This window comes from Sphingomonas parapaucimobilis NBRC 15100 (genome assembly GCF_000787715.1).
Taxonomy (GTDB): Bacteria; Pseudomonadota; Alphaproteobacteria; order Sphingomonadales; family Sphingomonadaceae; genus Sphingomonas; species Sphingomonas parapaucimobilis.
In genome coordinates this window covers 24,864-47,206 of record NZ_BBPI01000009.1, presented here as the reverse complement: position 1 = coordinate 47,206, position 22,343 = coordinate 24,864, and the positions used below count along the sequence as shown (strand labels likewise).

The window sequence follows — 22,343 nt, the reverse complement described above, 5'->3', positions numbered from 1 at the left end:
GCCTTGCCCGTCGCCGGTCGGGCGCAGGCCATCGGTGCAGCGGCATCAGGTCGGATCGTCCTGGCCCCGGCACGGCTCGATTTCGCGCTGCGCGAACTGGCGCGGCAGGCTGGCATCACCGTCGTCGCCACCGATCCCCGCCTGGGGGAGGTCCGCACCCGCGCGCTGACCACCGGCGCGCCGCCCGCCAGAGCCTTGGCGCAATTGCTGCGCGGGACCGGCTATCGTGCCATCGCGATCGATGCCGTCAGCTTCCGTATCGTCGGATCGCCGCGTCCCCCATCCGCCAGCCGTCCTCCGCCCGCCGTTCCACCGCCTGTCGGCCGGACCGGCGACATCATCGTGACCGCCAGCAAGCAGGGCACCGAGCTGGCCCGCTATCCGGGCAGCGTATCAGTGATCGGGCGCGGCGTGGCGCTGCCCAACGGATCGATCGACCTCAGCGATGTCGCAGGCCAGACGCCGATCCTTCAGACCACCGCGCTGGGGCCGGGGCGCAACAAGCTGTTCATCCGGGGCATTGCCGACAGCAGCTTCAACGGTGCGACCGAGTCCACCGCCAGCCTGTATCTCGACGAAGTGCAGATTGCCTTTGCCGGACCCGATCCGGGGCTGAAACTCTACGATATCGGTGAGGTCGAGATTGCCGAAGGGCCGCAGGGCGCGCTGCACGGCTCGGGCGCGATCGGCGGGATCGTTCGCCTGACCTCCAACCCGGTCTCGCTGACCCGCGACGGCGGACGGATCGAATGGGGTGGCGCGCTGACCGGGGGCGGGGCGGCGAGCAACGACGTGGCGGCGGTCGCCAACAAGGTGCTGCTGGCGAATACGCTGGGCGTCCGGCTGGTCGGTTATCACGCGGTCGATGGCGGCTATATCGACAATCTGCGGACCGGCGCGCGCAACATCAACCGGGTCCTGACCAGCGGTTTGCGCGGCACGCTGGCCTGGAATGTCGGGGGCGGCTGGCACGCCGAGCTGGGCGGCGGCACCCAGTCGATCGTGTCGCGCGACGCACAATATGTGCTTGGCGAGGACGCGCTGGCCAGCCGCTCGGCGATCGCCCAGCCATTCTGGAGCGATATGCGGTTCGGGCGGCTGCTCCTGTCCAAACACTGGGCAAGCGGGCTGCAATTCGTCTCGGCCTCGGGCCTGGTGAAAGGCGCGTCGTTCGAGCAGTTCGATGCCAGCACCATCCTGCCGCGCGGATCCTATCAGCTGAACAGCGGCAAGACCCTGTTCTCGCACGAAAGCCGTGTGTCGCGACGGCTGCCCGGCGGCGGGTCCTGGGTGGTCGGCATCAATTTCGTGTCGGACCAGTCGGTGATGGGGCGGTCGCTGACCCTGCGTCAGGGGGTGCGGCCGGTGATCGGCGTGACCAACGTCACGCGCAGCGGTGCGGTGTTCGGCGAGGCGACGCAGCCCGTAACCGGCCGCTTGTGGCTGACGCTGGGCGGGCGCGTGACCGCCGCGCGGGTCGACGGCGAACCGTCGATCACGCCGCGATCCAGGAATTTCGTACGAGGGCGGTCGACCACGCGGGTCGATCCGACCTTCGGATTTTCCTGGGCGCTGGGCGGCGACTGGACCGCGTTCGGGCGGTATCAGTCCGGCTTCCGCACCGGCGGCCTGGCCGTCGCGGCAGGTGTCGGGCGGGTTGCGAACTTCGAGGCGGACTCGATCCAGATGGTCGAGGCGGGCCTGCGCCATGTGCGTCGCGGCGCGACCGGACTGTCGGCCTCGGTCAGCCTGTCGCACGCGCGCTGGAAGGCGATCCAGGCCGATCTGCTCAACCGGTCTGGGCAGCCGGTGACGAGCAATATCGGCGACGCCCGCGTCGACGCGCTGGAGGGCTGGATCGAATGGGTGCCGCAGCGCGACTGGCACCTGACCGCGGCGATGTTCGTGGCAGACAACGAGGTCACGGGTTCGACCGCCGCGCTCAGCCGCGCCAGCAACCACCGCCTGCCGGAGACGCCCAGCATCTCGGCCCGGCTGGGGCTGGTCCGCAATGTCTCGCTCGGCCGCGATACGGTGCTGTCGACGCGCGGGGAGCTGGCCTTTGTCGGTCCGTCGGTGCTGGGCGTCGGTGACATGTTCGACGTGCGGCAGGGCGGTTACGGTGTCGCCAATCTGGGACTGACCGCACGGCGGGGCGGTTATGCTCTGGCGCTGACGCTCGACAATCTGCTCGACGAGCGGGGCAATCGCTTCGCCTATGGCAATCCGTTCCTGCTGGGGCGGCGCAATGTCTCGACGCCGCTGCGTCCGCGCACCGTGGGGGTCAGGCTGAGCGCGGATTTCTGAACGCCGTGCGGCCATAGGCGGCAAGGCCCGCCAGCACATGGCGCAAACGAAAGGCGTGGAAATGCCGGATCGTCGGCACCGGCCCGGCAAAGCGCTCGCGCAGGTTGCGGACGTCCGCCGCCAGCCAGCGGCGGACCCGGCTGTCGGTCATGACATGCTTGGCGTAAAGCGCTCCGTCGCCAAAGCCGTATCCCGCGAGGAGCGCGACGGCTTCGTCCTCCCGGCGGCGGCCATGATGATGGTCGACCACGAAGCCGGGGTCATAGCGGATCGACAGGTCCAGCGCCTGCGCGCGCAGCAGGAAGTCGGTATCCTCGGCGGCGCGGAACGGCGCACCCGCCCCGAAGCGTTCGTCGAACGGCCCGACCATGTGGCCGACATCGGCAGTGAAGGCCAGATTGGCGCCCATGACGAAGCCGCCGGGAAAGCTGCCCGGCTCGGCGATCATCGGATGATCCTCCAGCTTGACGGTCAGCAGCAGGTCGGCGGGGTCGCCGCGCAGGATACGCCCCCCGATGATGACGGGGGCGGGCTGCCCCGCAAAGGCCCGGGCCGCCTGCGCGAAATAATCGGGGTGCAGTACGCAGTCATCGTCGGTCATCGCGACGATCCGCCCCCGCGCCGCCCGAAGCGCCCGGTTGCGGGCGCGGGCCAGGCCGGGCAGCGGTTCCGACAACAAACGCACGGGAAAGGGCCTGTCTATCGCCCAGTGCCGGATCACCGCCGCCGTGGCGTCGGTCGAGCCATTGTCGACCAGGATCAGTTCGACCGCGCCGCTACCCGGATGCCGGGCGGCGGCATCGACCGAGGCGAGCGTGGCGGCGAGACTGCGGCAGCGGTTGCGGGTGCAGATCAGCAGGCCGATATCGATCATCCCGCGATCATCTCCGCCGCCTCCTGCGAAGACCGGGCCTGTCGGACGAGCGGGCTTTGCGCCGTCCATGCGCTTATATAGGCGCAGACCTTGCCATAGTCATTGTCCAGCACGACGTGGCGGACGCCGAGCAGCAGGGCCAGAATATGGCCGTGCAGGCGATCGGTGACGATCCGCTCCCCGCGGGCGAGCAGCTTCAGCCCGCGTTCGACGCGCTCCCGTGCCCGCTCGGTCGGAGCGGACGCCGCCACCGGCGGTTCGTCGAGCCAGTCCAAGGCGACCGTATCAGGCAAGCTCAACAACGGCGTGTCGTCACGCGCCGCGCGTTCGGCGTCGGAGCGGAGCAGCATCAGCGCGCGGCAATCCGCCGAAACCGGTCGCTCGATGCGGCCCAGGCCGAAGGCGGAGTCGGGGGCGAGCGTACTGGGGCAATGGAAATGGCGGCGGGCCAGGTCGAGGCTTGCCGTGTCGCGGACATACAGGTGAAAGTTCGGATGCCTGTCCACCAGCGCGGCGAAGCGGTCGCGATGGGCTGGGTCGCGAAAGTGGATCGACTGGGGCAACTGGACGATCCGGCGATCGGGAAAGCGTTCGATCAGCTGTTCGCGAAACTGCTGGTGATGCGGCCAGATGTCGCCCAGATTCCCGCCGCCATGGATCAGGATCGGCCCGGTGGGGCAGGCGGCGCGGAAGGCCGCTTCGTCGAAATCGTCCCAGCGGCAGACATAGGCCGGATCACCCGAGCCGACCGCGTGAAGCAGCGCGATCTCCCCCAACCAGATCGCGCTGTCCCCCACATTGGGATGGTCGGGGAAATCGACCAGCGCATAGGGCTCTCCCGGCGTGACATGGCGGCGATACAGGTCGAGCAGTCCCTCTCTCTGGCCTGCGATCACATCATCCTCGCTCACGCCGCGATGGCACTCGGCAAGGCGCCCCGGACGCTGGCGTAAAGCGCCTCGCAACGGTCGAGCCACAGGTCGCGGGCGAAATGCGCCTCTACCCGGCGACGGGCGGTGTGGCGCGGGATGGCCATGGCCCGGATCAAGGCGTCGGCCAGCGCGGTGACATCCCCGGCCGAGGCGATGCATCCGGCCTCGCCCACGACTTCGCGCGCCGCGCCTGCATCGAATGCGGCGACGGGCAGGCCGCACGCCATCGCCTCGATCGCGACCAGCCCGAACGGCTCGTCCCAGCAGGGGGTGAAGAGGAACACCGATGCACGGCCCAGTTCCCGCGCCAGGCCCGTGCCGTCGAGATGCCCGCCATAGCGGATGCCGCCGCCCAGCAGCGGCTCGACCTCGGCGGCGAAATAGTCCGGGTCCTCGACCGCGCCGAACAGGGTCAACGCGACGCCCGCTTCCCGCGCGGCGCGGACGGCGAGATGCGTGCCCTTGTTGGGGGTGATCCGCCCGCACCACACCGCTTCGCCATTGCCCTGCTCGGCAAAGGGCCAGGCGGCCGGGTCGATGGCATTGTGCAGGACCGAGGCCTCGGGCGGCGCGCCGTTCGGCCACCAGGCCTGCAACTGGCGGGCGGAGGTGACGGTCAGCCTGTGGGTCGGGCTGGGGCTGATCGACACGAAATGGTGGAGCGCGTCATAGGGCGGCACGTGCAGCGAAGTGACGGTCGGGACCTGCGCAGTCCGGCGTTGCTCCAGCGGGAAGCGGTGCAGGCTGTTGTTATGCACCACGTCGAACCCGCCGCGCGCGATCCGGTCGCAGGCGGCGGCATAGCCCGCATCGACATGCGCGATCAGCTCGGGCTTGCCGCGATGCTCGGCCCAGGGGAAGATGGCTTCGTAATGGACCGGCAGGACCGGATCGAGGGTGAAGCGCGGGTCGCTGTCGCCACTGGCGAACAGCACCACCTCATGCCCACGCGCCGCCAGCCCCTCGGCCAGATACCAGCCATGCGCTTCCATGCCGCCCAGGAAAGGCTGGCGGATCGGCTGGCGGACATGGGCGAGAAGGGCGATCCTCATGCCGCGACCCGGGCAGCCTCGCGCTCCTCCAGCAGACGGATGACGCTGGCCGTATTGGCATAGGGCTGGTGGCTCTGTTGTCCGGTCAGGGCGAGGTCGTCCTCGTCGGGACGCCGCAGGATCTGGATGGGGCGGCCGGGCGTATCGTCGATCAGGCCCATCAGGCGAAAGGCGTGCAGCCAGTGGCCCATGGTGCGGTATCCCCATTTCGCTTCGAACAGCTCGGCATTGCGGACCACGCTGTCGATATGGTGGACCGGCGGCATGTGGTGCGGGTGATATTGATGATAGGCCAGCCCGCCCTTGATCCAGGCGATCGGCACGCCCGCCTTGTCCACCACCTTGCCGAAATCGGTATCCTCGCCGCCATAGCCCGCATAGCGCTCGTCGAACCCGCCGGTGTCGAGGAAGGTGTCGCGCCGCATCGCGAAGTTGAGCGACCAGAAGCAGCGATAATCCTCGCACCGCTCGATGCCGTGGGGCGGCGGCCCGCGCCGGTCGGAGTGGCGGACCGCCACCCCGGCGAAATCCTCGTACCGCCATTCGCCCGCCGTCGCGCCGCCGGGCAGGTACATGACCTCGCCCATCAACAGCCCGTCTTCCTGATCCAGGTAGCGATCATAATCGGCCAGCAGGTCGGGGGTCGGGATGCAGTCCATGTCGAGGAAGACCAGCTTGTCACCGACCGCCGCCTTCGCTGCCATGTTGCGCGCGGTCGCCAGCGGCAGGCGCGGGCCGGACACCATCATCTGGCGGATGGGAAAGGACGCGTCCGGCAGGTCATAGGGCGTGTCCTGAATGACCGCGACGATCAGCTCGGCAGGCAACATCGTCTGGCGGGTCAGGCCGATCACGACATTGCGCAGATGTTCGGGGCGGCCCCCGGCGAGCGTGACGACCGAGATCATGAATGGGCTCCGGTGGATTGGGTCAGGGAAGATGGGTTCATATCGATCGGCCAGAGCCGGGTGGACAGCGCCTCCAGCCAGTCGGCAGCGGCCTGGGCAGGCGCGTCGGCGATCATCGCGCGCTGCAGGACGGGGCAGTGCTGGCCGAGGGTTTCGGTCAGCGCCGCATTCCAGGCCTGGGCCGAGGAGGGGAGATGCGGACGGACACAGGCCACGCCGGCCGTGGCCAGCGCCTCCGCCTTGCGATGCTGTTCGTCGAAATACCGCCATTCGGGAATGGCGAGCCAGGGCCGGGCGGCGGCCAGTATCTGCTGGCAGGTGGTGTTGCCGGTCGAGGCGATGACGAGGTCGGCGGCGGCGACATGGTCCGCCGGATTGTCGACCCAGCCGCGATGCTCGATATTGGCAGGCTCGGTGGCATGCCAGTCGCGCGCGACCGGGCCGATGGTGATCCAGCGCGCACCGGGGCGGCTGCGTGCCCCGACGCCGAGCGGGGCCTGGGCGAAGCCGCCCCCGCCGCCGCCCGACAGGACCAGGATCATCTCCTCGTCCGCGCCCACGCCGATCCGCTGGCGCGCCAGCTCGCGTTCGGGGATGCGGGTGTCGACACCCAGCCCGCCGACGAAGCAGGTCTTGGCGCGCATCGCGGGGTCCCATTCGGGCTGGGCCAGCGCCTCGTCGAACGCGGCGAGCAGCCCGGCGGCGCCGTCATAGGCGGCGCGGTGCCCGGCATCGCTGCGGTCGCCATGCTGGAGAATCTTCACATGCGGAACCGAGCAGATACGCGCCAGCTGTGCGATCTCGGCCGACACGTCGCAGATCATCAGCGCGGGGTCGGCGCGGTCGAACCAGCCCGCGATCACCGCCATGGCATGGCGGATGCCGGGCCAACCGAGCGGCGCGCAATGCAGCGTCTCCGGCGTCGGCACCGTGTCCATCGCGCCCGCCTCCAGCCCGGTCGGCTCGAAGAGCGAGGGGATGGTGACGATCTCGACCTGCGGCGGCAGCGGGGGGAAGATGTCGTCGCGCGCGCAGAAGATGGTGACGGGGCGCTCGGGCGGCAGCGCGTTCAGGATGGCGGCGCAGCGCTCGGCATGGCCCCGCCCCTGATGATGGACGAAATAACCGAAGGGGCGCGTCACGCCGCCGTCGCCTGCGTCGGCATCGGCGCGGTCAGGCCCAGCCGCTCCAGCCCCTCCATCACGCCATTGGCATGGTGCGCGGTGACCCGCATCAGCCCGTCACGCTCGGGCAGGTCGGCCAGTTCGTGCCCGGCATTGCCCACGACGATCGCATGGCCGCAGGCGTCCAGCATATCGACGTCATTGCCGCTGTCCCCGGCCGCGACGCACGCACCCATCGGCAGGTCGAGCCGTTTCGCATAGGCCGCGACCGCCGCCGCCTTGCCGCCCAGCGGCGCCAGCACGTCGATCAGCCGTCCGTGCGAAAAGACGGTCTTGGCGGAAAGCCCCTGTTCGGCCAGCGTCTCGCGCACGCGCGCGGCATCCTCGGCGGTGCCGAAATAGCTGACCTTGTGCGGTCCGGCCGTGTCGCGCGGCTGCGGGCGCAGGCGTAGCGGCTTGAGCGCGGCGACCACCGCCTTGCGGTCCCAACCCTCGTTCAGGCGCGTGGCGAACTCGGGGCACTCCTGCCACCCGCGCTGACCCTTCAGCATGATGCGCGTGCCGACATCGGTGATGAAGGCATCGGGTTCGGGAATGCCCCACTGCGACAGGATGATCCGCGCCATCGCGAAGGACCGGCCGGTGGCGACGACGAAGGGAAGGTCGCTCGCCTGACGCCATGCCGCGAAGTCGTGCGCGCCGACACGGCATCCGGTCAGCGTATGATCGATATCGCTGGCGAGCAGGCCGGGGGTGCGCGGCAGATGGGCGTAGAGCGCGGTCGATTCCATGGCGTAACGGTCCCAGGCATAGAGGGTGGAGCCCGATCGGCCATTCGCGCTCATCCGCTTATGGGTGTCGGGATCGGAAAGGATGGACAGGCAGGCGGTCGCGATGGCGTCCTCGTCGCGCGGCTCGACCAGCAGGCCATGGTCCAGCGCGGCGACGATCTCGCTGGGGCCGCCATGACGGGTCGCGACCACGGGCACGCCCGCTGCCGCCGCTTCGATCAGGGTCAGGCCAAAGGGTTCGTGCAGTGCGGCGTTGACGAAGACGCCGCCCGTCGCCGCGCGCTCATAGAGTGCGGCGACGTCATCCCCGTCATGCCGTGGCGGCAGGGCGATGCGACCGCGAAGCGCGGCTGTGTCGGCCAGCGCCAGCAACTCGGCCAGTACGGCGCGTTCCTCCGCCGATCCGGGACCGTCATGCTGGCCCGCCAGGATCACCAGATTGGCGGCCTCGCGCAATTTCGCCGAGGCCGCATAGGCACGGGCGAGCGCGCCCAAATTCTTCTTGGCGACCGGCCGGGCGATGGCGAGTATTATGGGCTTGGCCGGATCGTCGAGCCATTCGTCCAGCCGGTCGGCGAGCGTCGGGCCATCGGGGCGACCGCCCTCATGGTTCGGCACGCCCGGCGCGATGCGATGGATCCGTCCGCCAGCGGGAATGCCATAGGCCTGGACCTGGCGTTGCGCCTCGTCCTCGGTCGAGACGATCAGCGCATCGGCGCTGGCGATGGCGGTACGTTCGGCGGCGATGCGGCCGTCCAGCGCGGGCGAGGGGCCGTGATGGCGGCGCTTGTCGATGCCCAGCGCATGGGGCGTATAGACGAAGGGGATGGCAAAGCGCCGCCGTGCCTCGGCCGCCACGGCGGCGGCGTCGGAGAAATGCGCATGGATGACATCGGGCAGGCGCGGCAGTCGGGCGAGGTGCGCGCAGAAGGATTCGGTAAAGGCGGCCAGGTCGTCGGCCAACGCGTCCTTTTCCAGATAGCGACGATTGGCGGTGGCGATCCGATCGATGGTCAGCTTGGGCGAGAGCCGCTCGGTGGCGCGGGCATGATCGAGCGGCAGGCCCGGTTCCTCAAACAGCCGGGTAACGATGGAGACTTGATGCGTATCAATATTCATTGCCTGCGCGGCGGCAGCGTCCAGGATATAGGCAATATGGCCGCCCGTATCGGCGGTGATGCCATAATGGACAGGTGGCGATTTCAGGCACCCACCCAGTGCCAGATGCAGGATAAACAATCTCGCCCCTTTCGTTATGGAGCGACAACGTTATAAATATTGATTGGCTCCCGACCGGATAGAGGAAAGATTGCAGTCGACTGACATGATTGTCAGTTTGTCCAGGGTTTCTTGATCAGTATCAATAATGGCAAAGCTCAGCTGAGCGGTGGCTGTCCGTTCGAGGCGCTCAGGCCACCGTCGACGGGCAGGTTCACGCCGGTGATGAAGCGCGCATCCTCGCTTGCCAGGAACGCGATGGCCCCGGCGATGTCCTCGGGTTGCGCACCCCGGCCCATCGGAATGCGCTCCTCGAACTTCGCAATCAACTCGGGCTGTTCCTTCATGCCCGCCGTCAGTGCGGTGTAGGTCAGTGACGGATTGACCGCATTGACGCGCACGCCATTCGCCGCTTCGTCCATCGCCAGCGCGCGGGTGAAGTTCGTCACGGCCCCCTTGGCGGCGCAATAGAAGCTGTGATTCCAGTCGCCGCCCAGCCCGGACACCGACGACATGTTGATGATGCAGCCCCTGGACTGGCGCAAATGCGCGATCGCGGCGCGGGCCATCTGGACCACGCCGTAAAGATCGGTTTCGATGACCTTGGCAAAGGCCGAGAAGTCGCCCTCGTCCAGTTTGCCGAGATGATCGACGCCCGCATTGCTGACCAGCACGTCGATCCGTCCGAACCGCGCGATGGCCAGAGCGACCAGGGCCTCGCAATCGGCCATCTTGGATACATCGGTTTCGCGCGTCGCGACCGTCGCGGGAGCGAGTTCGTCGGCCAGCTTGTGCAGGCCCGCACCGTCCGTGTCGCCCAACACCAAGGTCGCGCCCTCCTGTGCGAAGCGGCGGGCGGCCCCTTCGCCGATGCCCGACGCGGCGCCGGTGACGATCACGATCTTGCCTTGGAACCTCGCCATGTCGGGCGCTCCTGTCCTTATATCACTGGTCCGCCCATCCCGGCCTGTCAGAACAGGCACATCGGGCCAGTGTTCCGCCCGCCATCACTGTAAAAACGCAAAAGGCGGGAAAATGCGGTTCAGCGCCGCACCATATCCTCGGGCAGCCCCTTGAAGGATGATGCGCGGCCCAGCGTGTCGCGGTTGGCGGACAGCCAGCCTTCGGCTTGTGCGCGGCCCATTTCGCGCAAATCCTGTAGCACCGACCAGCGTGTGTCGACCTTGCTCGTCCCCGATGGCCCCGCCAGTTCGTCCGGCGGCGACAGCAGGTGCAGGTTGACCCGCGCGATCGCCCGCATCCGCGGATCGCGCGAGGTTTCGGCGCGGGCGACATCCTGGATTTCGGACAGGGCGCGCAGGTCGCGGCGCAGACAGGCGTTGAAGCTGATATCGCTGACCCGGCGCATGACCTCGCCGACCGAGCCGCCGATATCCTCGACGGTGAAGGGCGTGATCTGGACGATCATCATGTCGGTCGCGCCGATCGCCTCGGTCAATAGCGGTTCCAGCGCGGGGTTGGCGGTGAAGCCGCCGTCCCAATATTGCTCGCCCTCGATCTCCACCGCCGCGAACAGCTCAGGCAGGCAGGCCGAGGCCATCAGCGCGTCGAGCGTCACGTCCTCGCCGGTGAACAGCCGCGCCGATCCGCTCGCGATGTGGGTCGCGGCCACATAGAAGGGCAGGCGCGTCTGGCGGGCGAGCAGGTCCAGGTCGATGCTTTCCGCGACCGCCTGTCGCAGCGCGCGCATATCGCGAACGCCGGGCAGGAAGGGCGCGACATAGCGGCTGGAGAGCTTGGCGATGTCCAGCGACTTACGCAGCAGCGGCTCGAAAAACGGACCGCCCAGCGCGCCGACATCGAGCGGGGCGAGCGGCGAGGCATCGGCGACATGGCCCCATAGCCGCTCCAGCGCCGCCTTTGCCCCGGCCGCGCCCCCGGTCGCATAGCCCGAAACAACCGCCGCGCCGTTGATCGCCCCCGCGCTGGCGCCGCTGACCCCGACGATCTCGATATCCTCGTCCAGCAGCCTCTCGACCACGCCCCAGCCATAGGCACCGTGCGCGCCGCCGCCCTGCAGCGCGAGGGCGATGCGGGGGCGGGGCGGGACCTGGGGTTCGAGACGGTCGGTCATGGCGTACCTCCTTCTGCGTTGCGTCATGTTGCAACGCACAAAAGGCAAATGCCATCCCGTTTCGGCGGATTTTTTGTGGGAGTGTGTGATCGATGAACCCGTTCCTCCCCTGCAAGGGGAGGAAATTGGGCCTACCGCTTGGTGAAGCCGCCGATCCCCGCGATCGCCAGCTTGGCGGCGGGCTTGGACATTTCCGCGAAGGTCAGCCGCAGATAGCGGACGGGCCGGACGCTGGTGAAGGGCAGGCGCTGGGTGGAAAGGGCATAGGCGATGTTCGAGAACTCGCCCGCGCCCGCCGGGGTCCAGCTCTTGCCGTCGACGCTCGTCTCCGCGACGTAACCGCGCGGCGGGGCGGCGTCGATCATGACCTGGCGCGAGGGGGTCAGGCTGAAGCCCGCGACGTCGCGCACCTGGCCCATGTCGACGGTCACGCTGGCCGGCTTGCCCGCCACGGGCGCAGGCTGAACCCAGATGGTCTTGGCGTCGTTGTCGAGCAGCTTTTCGGCACCCGGCGCCGTGGCCGAGACGATCGTCCAGCCGGTCGTCGCCAGCACGGTCGGATCGCTCGATACGATGGCGGGGACGGGGACCGGCGCGACGCTCTGGAACAGCGAAACCTCGCTGATCGCCGGGCAGACCGGCGCGTCGACGATGCGCAGGCGGACGCGGCGCGCGGTGACGGGTTGGGGCAGGCGGATGATCCGCTGCGCGCTGATGCACTCATGTTCGGCGAGCTGCTGCCACTTGCCGTTCACTTCCGCATCGACCGCGAAGCGTGTGACCCGCACGCCGAGCGGCAGATATTCGCGGATGCGGATCAGATCGAAACGGCGACCCGGCGGCAGATCGAGCGTCAGGCTGGGCGTGGTCACGCCGTCGGGGGCGGACCAATAGGTGTCGCGCTGGCCGTCCAGCACCTTGGCAGCCTCATAGCCCTTGCCGCGGACATGGCTGGCGCTGGCCACCGACCCTTGCGCCAGATCGGTCGCGAAGCTGGCGCGGATCGCGTCGCCGAAGCTCTTCAGGATCTTGACGTCCTGATCGGGGATGCGCCCGCGCCGGTCGGGCGGCAGGTTCAGGTTCATATTGGTGCCGCGCGCGACCGAGGTGTCGAAATAGCCGACGAGGTTCTCCGGCGAGCGGACCTTGGAGTCCTCGTCCGCATGATAGAACCAGCCGGGCCGGATCGAGGTATTGGTCTCGGCGGGCCACCACAGCGCTCCGCCGCGCACGCCCGAATTGCCCTCCGACTGGACATAAGGGTGGTTGGGCATGGTCGGCCAGCAGGGATCGCCCGCGATCCCGTCCTCATTGCCGACCCAGCGGATATCCGCGCCCAGCGGATCGAAGGTGCAGGCCATGGGCTGATACTGGTGGACCAGCGCGATGATCGAGGGCCAGTTGTAATATTTGGGCGCATCGATCTGCCGCGTCTCGCGCGCCCCGCCATAATAGCCGTCACCGCCATTGGCCCCGTCGAACCAGAATTCGAACAGCTCGCCATAGCCGGTGCAGAGTTCGACCACCTGCTTGCGGAAATAGTCGACATAGGACGGGCGGCCATAATCGGCCCGGTTGCGATCCCAGGGCGAGAGATAGATGCCGAAGGCAAGCCCGGCGCGCTTGCAGGCGTCCGACATTTCGCGGACGATATCGCCCTGGCCGTTCTTATAGGGCGAGTTGCGGATGCAATGCTCGGTCAGCTTGGTCGGCCACAGGCAAAAGCCGTCATGATGCTTGGCGGTGAGGATGATACCCTTCAGATTGCCCGTCTTGGCCGCCCCGACGATCTGGTCCGCGCTGAAATCGGACGGGTTGAACATGCTGGGGTCTTCGTCGCCATAGCCCCATTCCTTGTCGGTGAAGGTGTTCATGGCGAAGTGGATGAAGGCATATTGCTCGCGCTGGTGCCAGCGCCACTGCCGCGCCGAGGGGACTGCGCCATAGGGCGCGGGCGCACCGGCCTGCCCCTTGGCGAAGGCTGGCGTGGCGGAGGCGACGAGCCCGGAGGCGAGGACGGCGCGGCGGGAGAAATCGGTCATTGTCGGGTCGGCTCCGGGAGGGATCAGGCGGGCTGGTGGTCGAAGGAGGGCGGGCGATCCTTGGGATCGCGGCCAAAGGCGGGGTTCGGCCTGGCCCCCATGGTGAAGGACAGGGTGCCGCCCTTCGACAGGGTGGCATGGTCGATCCAGCTCTTGGTCCAGGGGCGACCGTTCCACGTCACCGACTGGATATAGGGCATGTCCGGGCCATTGCCCTTCGCCTCGACAACCAGCGTCTTGTTGCCGCCGACCGTCACCTGCGCACGGTCGAACAGCGGACCGCCGAAGACATAGGCGCCGCTGACCGGATCGACCGGATAGAAGCCCAGCGACGAGAACAGGAACCACGCGCTCATCTGGCCGCAGTCATCGTTCCCGATGATGCCGTCGGGCGCGTTCTTGTACATCTCGGTCAGCAGGCGGCGGACCATCCGCTGGGTTTTCCAGGGCGCGCCGACATAGGCATAGAGATAGGCGGCATGCTGGTCCGGCTCGTTGCCGTGCGCATACTGGCCGACCAGCCCCGAAATGTCGGGTGGCGCATTTTTCGGGAGCGTCGAGGGCGCACTGAACAGCTCGTCCAGCTTGGCCTCGAACTTCGCGTCGCCGCCCATGTGACGGATCAGGCCATAGACGTCATGCTGGTTGAGGAAGGTCGCCTGCCAGCCATTGGCCTCGGTATAGTCGCGCCACCAGGGCTTGGGCATATGGCCCAGCTGGACGGGGTCGTAATCCTTCCACCAGCTGCCGTCGCTGAAGCGGGGGCGGGCGAAGCCGATCGAGGGATCGATGACGTTGCGCCAGTTGCCCGAGCGCTTGAGCAGGCGATCGGCCTCGGCCGTCTTTCCCACCTTGCGCGCGATGTGCGACGCGGCCCAGTCGTCATAGGCATATTCCTGCGTCCGGCTGACGCTTTCCCACCATTTGTCGGCGGGGACATAGCCCTTGGCGTCGTACAGGTCGCGACCCTTGGAGTTGTCCATGTCGGGCGCGGCGAAGTCGAAGCTGCGCTTGGCGATGCCCGGCCAGGCGGCGGCATAGTCGGCGGGAATGCCCTTCACCATCGCCTCGGCCATGATCGGCGTGCCGTGCCAGCCGATCATGATACCCGTCTCCTTGCCCTGCAGCGTCCAGACCGGCGGGCCATAGGCGCTCTGCTGGGTCTGGCGGATCACGTCCTCGATCAGCTTCTGCGCCTGGGCGGGCTGGGTCAGGATCAGCCAGGGGTGAAGCGCCCGGTACGTGTCCCAGGTGGAATAGGTGCTGTAGGCGGACTGCCCGGCCAGTACGGTATGAACCTGCCCGTCCAGCCCGACATAGCGGCCGTCCACGTCCGAAAAGAGCGTCGGCGCGATCAGCGTGTGGTAATTGGCCGAGGCCATGATCGTCTGCTGGTCGGGAGTGCCGCCCTCGACACGAACGCCACCCATCGTTTCGGCCCAGCGGGTCATGGCGGCGCGGCGGGTGCGGTCGAAGTCCCAATGCCTGGCCTCGGCGGCGAGGTTCGCCTTGGCACCTGCGACGTCGACCGCCGAGATGCCGCAACGGATCAGCAGCGGCGCGTCGCCCAGTTCGTCGAAGAACAAAGCGGCCTTCAGGCGGTTGCCCTTGACGGCGGTGCCGTTGGCGGGCGCGTCGCCATCGCCATAAAGCTGGATACGGCTGGGCTTCTTGGACAGCTGCATCGCAAAGAAGATGCGCCGCCCCTTGGCCCAGCGGAACACGCGGCGGGTGCCGGTGATCGTACCGTCGGCCTCGATGGTCAGTTCGGCATCGGTGATCAGCGGCTTGGCATCGCTCTTGTCGAGGACGAGATGCGACAGGTCGACCAAGACATGACCCGGCCCCTTGGGATAGGTGTAGCGGTGCCAGCCGGTCCGCTCGGTCACGGTCAGCTCGGCGAGGACGCCGGACTCCAGCTTCACCCGGTAATAACCCGGCTCGGCCTGTTCCTCGGTGTAACGCTGGCGATAGCCTTCATCGGGATTGGAGAGCGGCCCCGCGACCAGCTTCAGCTCGCCGCGCGTCGGCACGACCAGCACGTCGAGCATGTCGCCGATGCCGGTGCCGGACAGGTGCGTATGGCTGAACCCCATGATCGAGCTATCGCCGTGATGATAACCCGAGCAGGTATCCCAGCGCTCGACATCGGTATCGGGGCTCAGTTGCACCATGCCGAAGGGCATCACCGCACCGGGATAGGTATGGCCGTCGCCGCCGGTGCCGACGAACAGATTGGGACGGGCGACCGGCATCGGCACGGCGGCGGCGACGCCTCCGATCGGCAGGCTGGCGAGCGCGGTCCCGGCGAGGAGCGAGCGGCGGCTGAGGATCATGCGAACGTCTCCCGCAAAACTTCCGGCCTTGTGGCCGCGACATGGACGATCAGCTCGCCGAACAGGCCATTGGCCCAGGCGAACCAGTCGCGTGTGAACTTGGCGGGATCGTCGATATCGACCCCTTCGTGAATGAAGCCCGTATGCCCGTGCGACCCACGGATCATCGCCAGGCTCGACCGCAGCAAGGTCGGATCGGTCGAGGTCAGCGCGCGGGTGATGATCGACATCGGCCAGACCTGGCCCGGACCGGTGTGCGGGCCGCCGATGCCGGTCAGCGCCTTGCCCTCGAAATACCAGGGATTGTTCTTGCTCCAGCATGCCGCGAGCGTCCGCTGCCACAGCGGATCGGCCGCATCGACGCAGCGGAGATAGGCCAGGCCCGACAGCGAGGGCACATTGGCGTCGTCCATGAAGACGGCATTGCCATAGCCGTCGACCTCATAGGCCCAGACGCGTTCGCCGCTGGGCAGGGTCATCGTGCCGAACTGCTTGAGTGCGGCCTCGACCTCGGTGGCGAGCAGGGTGGCGTCCTGCGCCAGGGCGGGTTCGCCGACCGCGTTCGACAGCGCGGCGAGTTCGCGCAGCGTCGTCATCGCGAACAGGTTGGCGGGCACGAACTGGCCGTACAGGCACGCATCGTCCGACGGGCGGAAGCCCGAATGGATCATGCCGTTGGGACGCGTCGGCAGGCCGGTGCCGCGATAGAGCGTCTCGGTCGGCTCGGGCGCGGAGCGGCGGAAGCGGTAAGGGCCGGGGCCTTCTTTCCGCTGCTGCTCGCGGAAGGTCTTCACGATCAGGCGCGCCGAGGCTTTCCACTCGGCGTCGAACGGCGTGGTGTCGCCCGTCTCGCGCCAATAGCCATAGGCCAGCCGGATCGCGTAGCAGAGCGAGTCGATTTCCCATTTCCGCTCGGCGACGCCGGGCTTCATCTCGGTATCGTCGTGCAGTGCCCAGCCGAGGTTCGTCTTGGCGGTCGGGTCCTGCATGAAGGCGTTGGCGTACGGATCGATCAGGATCGATCGCGCCTGCCGTCCGATCAGCCCGCGGAACAGCCGCCCCAGCGCCGGATCGCGCTTCACGAGGTGCAGATAGGGCCGCAGCTGCGCCGCCGAGTCCCGCAGCCACAGGCAGGGAATGTCGCCGGTGATGACGAAGGCGTCCAGCTTGCCGCCCACGTCACCGAGTGACAGCACCGTAGTGTCGAGCGTGTTGGGATAGCAATTGCCGAACATCCAGCGGAGTTCGGCATCGGCGATCAGCTTCGAGACGCGGGTGATCTCCGCCTCGACCGCCTTCGATACGAAGCGGCGGTCGGCGACGGCGGGGCGCTTGCTGATGAAGCCGGGCGCGGCGGCGAAGGCCGGGGCGGCGGCGAGTGCCGCGCCCCCGGCGATCAGTTCACGACGGGTCGGGGTCATTTGGGCAGGTCCTGCGCCTGGCCGGTGACGGTGAACTGGGTCCATTGCCCTGCACCGTCGCCGGGTTGGCCACCACCGATATAGAGCTTGTAGGTGCCCGGCAGGATGCGGCGGGTGCCGTCGCGCCAGACCTGGCTCATCATGCGCGGGTCGATGGTGAAGCGCGCGGTGCCCGCCTGACCTGGCTTGAGCGCCACGCGAGTGAAGCCGACCAGCTGGCGTTGCAGCACGGGGTCGGTCAGCACCAGCTTCTCGTCGGTGGCGGGCGGGACCAGATAGGCCTGGGTCACTTCCTCACCGGCGCGCTGGCCGGTATTGCGCAGCTGCACCGCGACATCCACGGGCTGGCCGACCGCGACATTGGCGGTGACGGTCGGCTGGCCATAGTCGAACTTGGTATAGCTCAGGCCGTGACCGAAGCCCCAGGCGGGCTTGCCGGTGAAGTAGCGATAGGTGCGCTCCTTCATGCCGTAATCGGCAAAGGCGGGCAGGTCGGCGGTCGAGTGATAGATGGTGACGGGCAGGCGACCCGACGGGTTGACGTCCCCGGCCAGAATCTCGGCCAGCGCGGTGCCGCCCTCGGTGCCCGGATAAAAGGCCGCCAGCGTCGCGGCGGGCTTGAAGTCCCCCAGCGATACCGCCGACCCGGAGACGACGACCGCGACCACCGGCTTGCCCGTCGCCTGAAGTGCTGTGAGCAGCTTGCGCTGTGGCTCGGGCAGGACGATCTCGGTCCGGTCGCCGCCCGCGAAGCCGGGGACCGAGACGCCCAGCGCCTCGCCCTCCAGATCGGGCGACAGGCCGACGACCGCGACCAGCACGTCGGCGGTCCCGGCGACCTTCAACGCCTCGGCGGTCAGCGCCTCGGCGGGGGGGAGCCATTGCAGGCGCAGGCCCTCATCGCCGCCCTTATGGTCGATCTCGACCCGGATACGGCGCGGGGCCGAACCGTCGATGGTCGTTTCCAGCTTCTTGCCGCCGATCACATCATCCACGACCAGCCGGTCGTCGATATAGAGCTTCACCGCGTCATGCGCCGGGCAGGCGTGCCAGCAGGCGGGGCCGTCGAGCCGCAGCTTATACTGGCCCGGCCCCGGCGGGGTCAGCGTGCCTGTCCAGCGGCGCTGGAAGGGCGCGGTCTTGGTATAGTTGAAGTCGATGCGGCGGTCCTGCCCCGCAACCGACCACTGGCCGTTCGCGCCCATCGTCTCGACCGTCAGGCCGGTCTTGCCGTTCGCCGACAGCGCGGTTTCGGGCACGCCGACGAACGCGCCCTCGGCCAGCACCGAGCCTTGCGCATAGCGGACATCGCGGCCGAACTTCGCGCGGATGCCGTCGAGCGGGGTGACGGGATTGATCGCGGTGCCGTGGTAATTGCCCTCCAGCACGCCCAGATCGTCAGCATCCGCACCGAACACCGCGAGTCTCTTACCCTTGAGCGGCAGCAGGTCGTTCGGATTGTCGAGCAGGATGATGCCCTTGCGGGCCGTCTCCAGCGCCAGCGCGCGGTGGGTGGGCGTGCCGACCTCGCTCGCCTTGATCCGGTTCCAGGGGCTATCCACGGTCAGCATCCGCCGCACCGCCAGCGCGCGGGCGAGCGCGGTATCGATCTCACCTTCGGTAATCAGGCCGCGCTCGACAGCCTGGGGCAGCGAGCGATAGGCGTTGCCGCAGTTCAGGTCGGTGCCCGCGCGCAGCGCCGCCGCCGCTGCAGCAGGCGCATCGGGCTGGGCATGGTGGAACATCCAGATATTGCCGACCGCATCGCAGTCCGACACGACCAGCCCGTTGAAGCCCCAGTCGGTGCGCAGCCGCTGGGTCAGCAGCATCGGATTGGCGCAGACCGGCGTGCCGTGAATGGCGTTATAGGCGCACATCAGCGACAGCGCCTTGCCCTCGGTCACGGTCGCGCGGAAGGCGGGCAGGTAGGTCGCCTCCAGATCGCGCGGGCTCACCATCACGTCGAAACTGTCGCGCCCGCCCTCAGGACCGGAATGGACCGCCATATGCTTGACGGTCGCGATGACCTTCGGATGCTTCAGGTCGGGGCCTTGCAGGCCGCGCACGAAGGCGATGCCGATGCGGCTGGTGAGGAAGGGGTCCTCTCCGTACGTTTCCTGGCCCCGGCCCCAGCGCGGATCGCGGAAAATGTTGATGTTGGGCGACCAGATGGTCAGCCCCTGATACAGGCCGCGATCGGCATTCAGCGGCTGCGAATTGAACTTCGCGCGTGCCTCGGTAGCAACGACATCACCGACCTTCTGGATCAGCGTGGGGTCCCAGGTCGCGGCCATGCCCATCGCCTGCGGGAACACGGTCGACGGCCCGTTGCGCGCGATGCCGTGCAGCCCCTCGCTCCACCAGTCATAGGCGGGCAGGTTCAGCGCAGGCTCGGCCGGGGCCTCGTTGACCAGTTGCGCCGCCTTTTGCGCGATGGTCAGCTTCTGCGCTTCCGGGGGAAGGGCGGGGGTGGCGGCCTGACCGGCGGCGGCGAGGAGGAGGAAGGGGATCACTGGGCGTCCTTCGGACCGAGGGTGTAGATTTTCAGCTCGCGCGCCAAAGTGGCGGCGTCCGCGTCGCTCTGGATGGTGAGCGTGATGCTCTCGCCGGGCAACAGGTCGAATCCGTCGTCGGACGGTTCGGCGGCAATGGTGCCGAAATTGACCTGTACCTGCCGCGCGAGGTTGCGTGTCGTCAGCGTCAGCTGCTTGCCCGACCAGCGCGCGGTGATGCCCGGCGCGGGGTAGGCCATGTCGCGCGGCACCTTTCGCTCGATGATCTGGCGGGCGATGACCTTTTCGCCGTCGAACAGTTCGGCCACGGCATAGCTGCTCTGCGGCGCGGCGTTCGCGAACAGCGTCGCGTCGGGGATCATCGCGACATCGCTGGCCGAGGCGGCAGCCATGGTCACGCTGCCCGATTGCGAGCCGAGCTTGCGGCCGTCCATGCCGTATCCAGTGACCCGCCAGCCGAGCGGCTTCGGCGCCGTGGCGTCGGACACCAAGGCTATCCGCGTCGCGCCGGGTTTGGTCTCCGCGACGATGGTCTGGGGCGCGAAGAAGCGGCGGACCTCGTGCTGGAGCATCTTGTCATGCCCGGTCCAGTCGATGCTCGACCAGCTGATCGCGGGCCAGCTGTCGTTGAGCTGCCAATAGAGCGAACCCAGCGTCACCGGGCGGCAGGCGCGGTGATGACGCGCGGCGAGGCCGATCGCACGCGCCTGCATCGCCTGGGACAGATAGACGAGATCGGCGAAGTCGCGCGGGTCGCGCAGGTTTTGCTTCAGATAGAAGGTGATGCGGTCATTGCCTTCGCCTGCCAGGAACTTCTGATGCGCCTTCATGACGGGGCTGTCGATGCGGAAGTCCGCCGGATCGGCGAAGGTCGCGATGGTCGACAGGTCCGGGAAGGCCTGGAAGCCGTACTCGGACATGAAGCGCGGGCAGCTGTCGGTATAGCGCTCGACCGGCTTGGAACCCGACCACACGTCCCAGAAATGGCGGTCGCCATCCTTGTCGGTGTCGGTCGGCCCCTCATAATCGGTCGAGGGCGAGCCTGGCCAATAGGGGATGCCCGGCGAGTTCTTGATGACTGCATCGCGCAGCACGCGGTCGAACAACACGGCCATGCCGGTGCCGATCCGCTCCTGCTCGTCCGGGCCGACCGCCTTCTTGAACGCCTTGCGATCCGACCAGTTTTCCCAACCCGACAGCACTTCGTTATTGCCCGCCCAGATGACCAGCGAGGGGTGCGATTGCAGGCGCGCGACCTGTTCCTCGGCCTCGATACGGACATTTTCGCGAAACTTCGCGTCGGGGGGCGTCACCGCGCCGCCGAACATGAAGTCCTGCCAGACCATCAGGCCCAGCTCGTCGGCGGCATCGTAGAAGCTGTTTTCGGGATAATAGCCGCCGCCCCAGATGCGGACGATGTTCATGTTGGCGGCCACCGCCTTTTCCAGCATCTGACGCTCGGTCGCGGCGGCTACGCGCGACGGGAAGGCGTCGAACGGGATCACGTTGGTGCCCTTCGCGAAGATGACGTTGCCGTTGATCTTCAGGCCGAAGCTGCCGTCCTTGCGGACCAGCTCGACGGTGCGCAGGCCGGTGCGCTTCTCGACCGCATCCGCGCCCGCCAGCGCGGCATTGACCGTGTAGAGCGGATGCGCGCCGAAGCCGACCGGCTGCCATCGCTGCGGCTTTGTGATCGCGACGGGGACGACCACATCGTTCTCGCCCGGCTGAAGCGCGACATCACGGCGCACCTGGATGCGCTTGCCATCGGGGCCGGTGACGGTCACGTCCATCCGCCCCGTCTGCGCACGGTCCGCGACGACCGAGGCGCGGGCGAGGATGCGCGCCTCGGCATCGGTCAGCGCCTCCTGCTCGATGCGCAGATTGTCGATGCGCGCGGCGTCCCAGGCCTCCAGTCGGGCGGGGCGCCAGATGCCGATATCGACGATACGCGGTGCCCAGTCCCAGCCATATTGGTATTTCGGCTTGCGGATATAGGGGGAGGTCTGAACGCCCTTGGGTTCGTCGCCATAGGGTGAGTCATATTCGCCGGGCAGCGGATGCTTCTCGGCCAGCACCATCGGCTGGAGCGTCTTGATCGGCGAGGCGAAGGTGACGACGATCTCGTTCGCACCCGCCTTCAGCAGCGGCTTGGCATCCGCGCGCCAGCGGCGATGCGCATTGTCCGCGGACAACAGGCGCTGCCCGTTGACCGTGACGGTGCCGAACGTATCCAGCCCGTCAAACACCAAATCCAGGTGGTCGCGGCGCAGCATCTCCGGCGTCACGTCCAGATTGGTGCGATACTGCCACCCGGTCAGGCCCGCCCACTGGATCGGGGCCTCGTTCGCGCCCTTATAGGGATCGGGGACGATGTTGGCGGCGATCAGGTCCTGCTGCACGCTGCCCGGCACGGTCGCGGCCATCCAGTTCGCTGCCTGCGGGTGCGCGCTGGCGGCGCTGGCGTCCTTCGGGTCGATCCGCACCTGCCAGCGGTCGAGCGTCGCCACCGTCTTGGGCGCAGCCAAAGCGGGGAATGGCAGGGCGAGCGCGGCCAGGATCAGACCAAGACGATGTTTCACAGCGATTTCCCCGAAAACAACATCGCTGCGCCGGGTCGGGCCGACCGCGTGCAGGATGCAGGACTATGGCTTGGACCAGACAGGGGCGCATGGCGCGGACGCGCGACGACGGCGGGGCAGGTCCCCGATCGCGCCAGGCTCTTTCTCG

Annotated in this window: 14 protein-coding genes; 1 reads left to right on the top strand and 13 read right to left on the bottom strand. The window is 67.9% G+C overall.

Annotated elements, in window-relative coordinates:
• Window positions 1–3: 3 nt before the first annotated feature.
• Window positions 4–2,307: a TonB-dependent receptor gene (locus tag SP5_RS02015; protein WP_052811369.1), complete on the top strand. Its 2,304-nt coding sequence runs from the start codon at window positions 4–6 to the stop codon at window positions 2,305–2,307.
• On the opposite strand, the gene SP5_RS02010 is transcribed toward SP5_RS02015, so the two are convergent.
• The 13 genes from SP5_RS02010 to SP5_RS01950 all read right to left on the bottom strand — a co-directional run bounded on the left by SP5_RS02010 (window position 2,285) and on the right by SP5_RS01950 (window position 22,195).
• Window positions 2,285–3,181, bottom strand: coding sequence for a glycosyltransferase family 2 protein (locus SP5_RS02010; RefSeq protein ID WP_042483368.1), 897 nt, complete (start codon window positions 3,179–3,181; stop codon window positions 2,285–2,287). The two genes, SP5_RS02015 and SP5_RS02010, sit on opposite strands and share 23 nt — an antisense overlap.
• Window positions 3,178–4,092 carry a polysaccharide pyruvyl transferase family protein gene (locus SP5_RS02005; RefSeq protein ID WP_042483365.1) on the bottom strand — a complete coding sequence of 305 codons (915 nt, stop codon included), beginning with the start codon at window positions 4,090–4,092 and terminating at the stop codon, window positions 3,178–3,180. The genes SP5_RS02010 and SP5_RS02005 overlap by 4 nt, the downstream gene beginning before the upstream one ends.
• Entirely contained in the window at window positions 4,089–5,165 is a 1,077-nt protein-coding gene (locus tag SP5_RS02000; RefSeq protein WP_042483362.1) for a glycosyltransferase, read from the bottom strand. The genes SP5_RS02005 and SP5_RS02000 overlap by 4 nt, the downstream gene beginning before the upstream one ends.
• Window positions 5,162–6,073: a glycosyltransferase family 2 protein gene (locus tag SP5_RS01995; protein WP_042483359.1), complete on the bottom strand. Its 912-nt coding sequence runs from the start codon at window positions 6,071–6,073 to the stop codon at window positions 5,162–5,164. Before SP5_RS01995 ends, SP5_RS02000 begins: the two co-directional genes overlap by 4 nt.
• A complete protein-coding gene (locus SP5_RS01990; protein ID WP_042483358.1) occupies window positions 6,070–7,215 on the bottom strand; it encodes a glycosyltransferase in 1,146 nt (381 codons plus the stop codon). Before SP5_RS01990 ends, SP5_RS01995 begins: the two co-directional genes overlap by 4 nt.
• Window positions 7,212–9,227: an HAD-IIB family hydrolase gene (locus SP5_RS01985; protein ID WP_042483355.1), complete on the bottom strand. Its 2,016-nt coding sequence runs from the start codon at window positions 9,225–9,227 to the stop codon at window positions 7,212–7,214. The genes SP5_RS01990 and SP5_RS01985 overlap by 4 nt, the downstream gene beginning before the upstream one ends.
• Window positions 9,228–9,364: 137 nt before the next feature.
• Entirely contained in the window at window positions 9,365–10,129 is a 765-nt protein-coding gene (gene budC / locus SP5_RS01980) for a meso-2,3-butanediol dehydrogenase (protein WP_042483352.1), read from the bottom strand.
• A gap of 119 nt (window positions 10,130–10,248) precedes the next feature.
• Window positions 10,249–11,301 (bottom strand): patatin-like phospholipase family protein, encoded by a 1,053-nt coding sequence (locus SP5_RS01975; RefSeq protein WP_042483348.1) that lies wholly within the window; start codon window positions 11,299–11,301, stop codon window positions 10,249–10,251.
• Window positions 11,302–11,432: 131 nt separating this feature from the next.
• A complete protein-coding gene (locus tag SP5_RS01970) occupies window positions 11,433–13,343 on the bottom strand; it encodes an alpha-L-fucosidase (protein ID WP_042483344.1) in 1,911 nt (636 codons plus the stop codon).
• A gap of 23 nt (window positions 13,344–13,366) precedes the next feature.
• Complete coding sequence (locus tag SP5_RS01965; RefSeq protein WP_042483341.1) at window positions 13,367–15,679, bottom strand: GH92 family glycosyl hydrolase; 2,313 nt, start codon at window positions 15,677–15,679, stop codon at window positions 13,367–13,369.
• Window positions 15,676–17,100 (bottom strand): glycoside hydrolase family 125 protein, encoded by a 1,425-nt coding sequence (locus SP5_RS01960; protein ID WP_042483340.1) that lies wholly within the window; start codon window positions 17,098–17,100, stop codon window positions 15,676–15,678. The genes SP5_RS01965 and SP5_RS01960 overlap by 4 nt, the downstream gene beginning before the upstream one ends.
• The gene (locus tag SP5_RS01955; protein WP_042483337.1) at window positions 17,097–19,613 is read right to left on the bottom strand and encodes a glycoside hydrolase family 3 C-terminal domain-containing protein; all 2,517 of its coding nucleotides are present in this window, start codon (window positions 19,611–19,613) and stop codon (window positions 17,097–17,099) included. Before SP5_RS01955 ends, SP5_RS01960 begins: the two co-directional genes overlap by 4 nt.
• The gene (locus SP5_RS01950) at window positions 19,610–22,195 is read right to left on the bottom strand and encodes a beta-mannosidase (protein WP_042483333.1); all 2,586 of its coding nucleotides are present in this window, start codon (window positions 22,193–22,195) and stop codon (window positions 19,610–19,612) included. Before SP5_RS01950 ends, SP5_RS01955 begins: the two co-directional genes overlap by 4 nt.
• Window positions 22,196–22,343 lie beyond the last annotated feature (148 nt).

Excerpts from the sequence above, each read along its gene's own strand:
- SP5_RS01965 (WP_042483341.1), bottom strand. The coding sequence starts at position 15,679 with ATGATCCTCAGCCGCCGCTCGCTCCTCGCCGGGACCGCGCTCGCCAGC.
- SP5_RS01995 (WP_042483359.1), bottom strand. The coding sequence starts at position 6,073 with ATGATCTCGGTCGTCACGCTCGCCGGGGGCCGCCCCGAACATCTGCGC.
- SP5_RS01975 (WP_042483348.1), bottom strand. The coding sequence starts at position 11,301 with ATGACCGACCGTCTCGAACCCCAGGTCCCGCCCCGCCCCCGCATCGCC.
- budC (WP_042483352.1), bottom strand. The coding sequence starts at position 10,129 with ATGGCGAGGTTCCAAGGCAAGATCGTGATCGTCACCGGCGCCGCGTCG.
- SP5_RS02000 (WP_042483362.1), bottom strand. The coding sequence starts at position 5,165 with ATGAGGATCGCCCTTCTCGCCCATGTCCGCCAGCCGATCCGCCAGCCT.
- SP5_RS01970 (WP_042483344.1), bottom strand. The coding sequence starts at position 13,343 with ATGACCGATTTCTCCCGCCGCGCCGTCCTCGCCTCCGGGCTCGTCGCC.
- SP5_RS01960 (WP_042483340.1), bottom strand. The coding sequence starts at position 17,100 with ATGACCCCGACCCGTCGTGAACTGATCGCCGGGGGCGCGGCACTCGCC.
- SP5_RS02010 (WP_042483368.1), bottom strand. The coding sequence starts at position 3,181 with ATGATCGATATCGGCCTGCTGATCTGCACCCGCAACCGCTGCCGCAGT.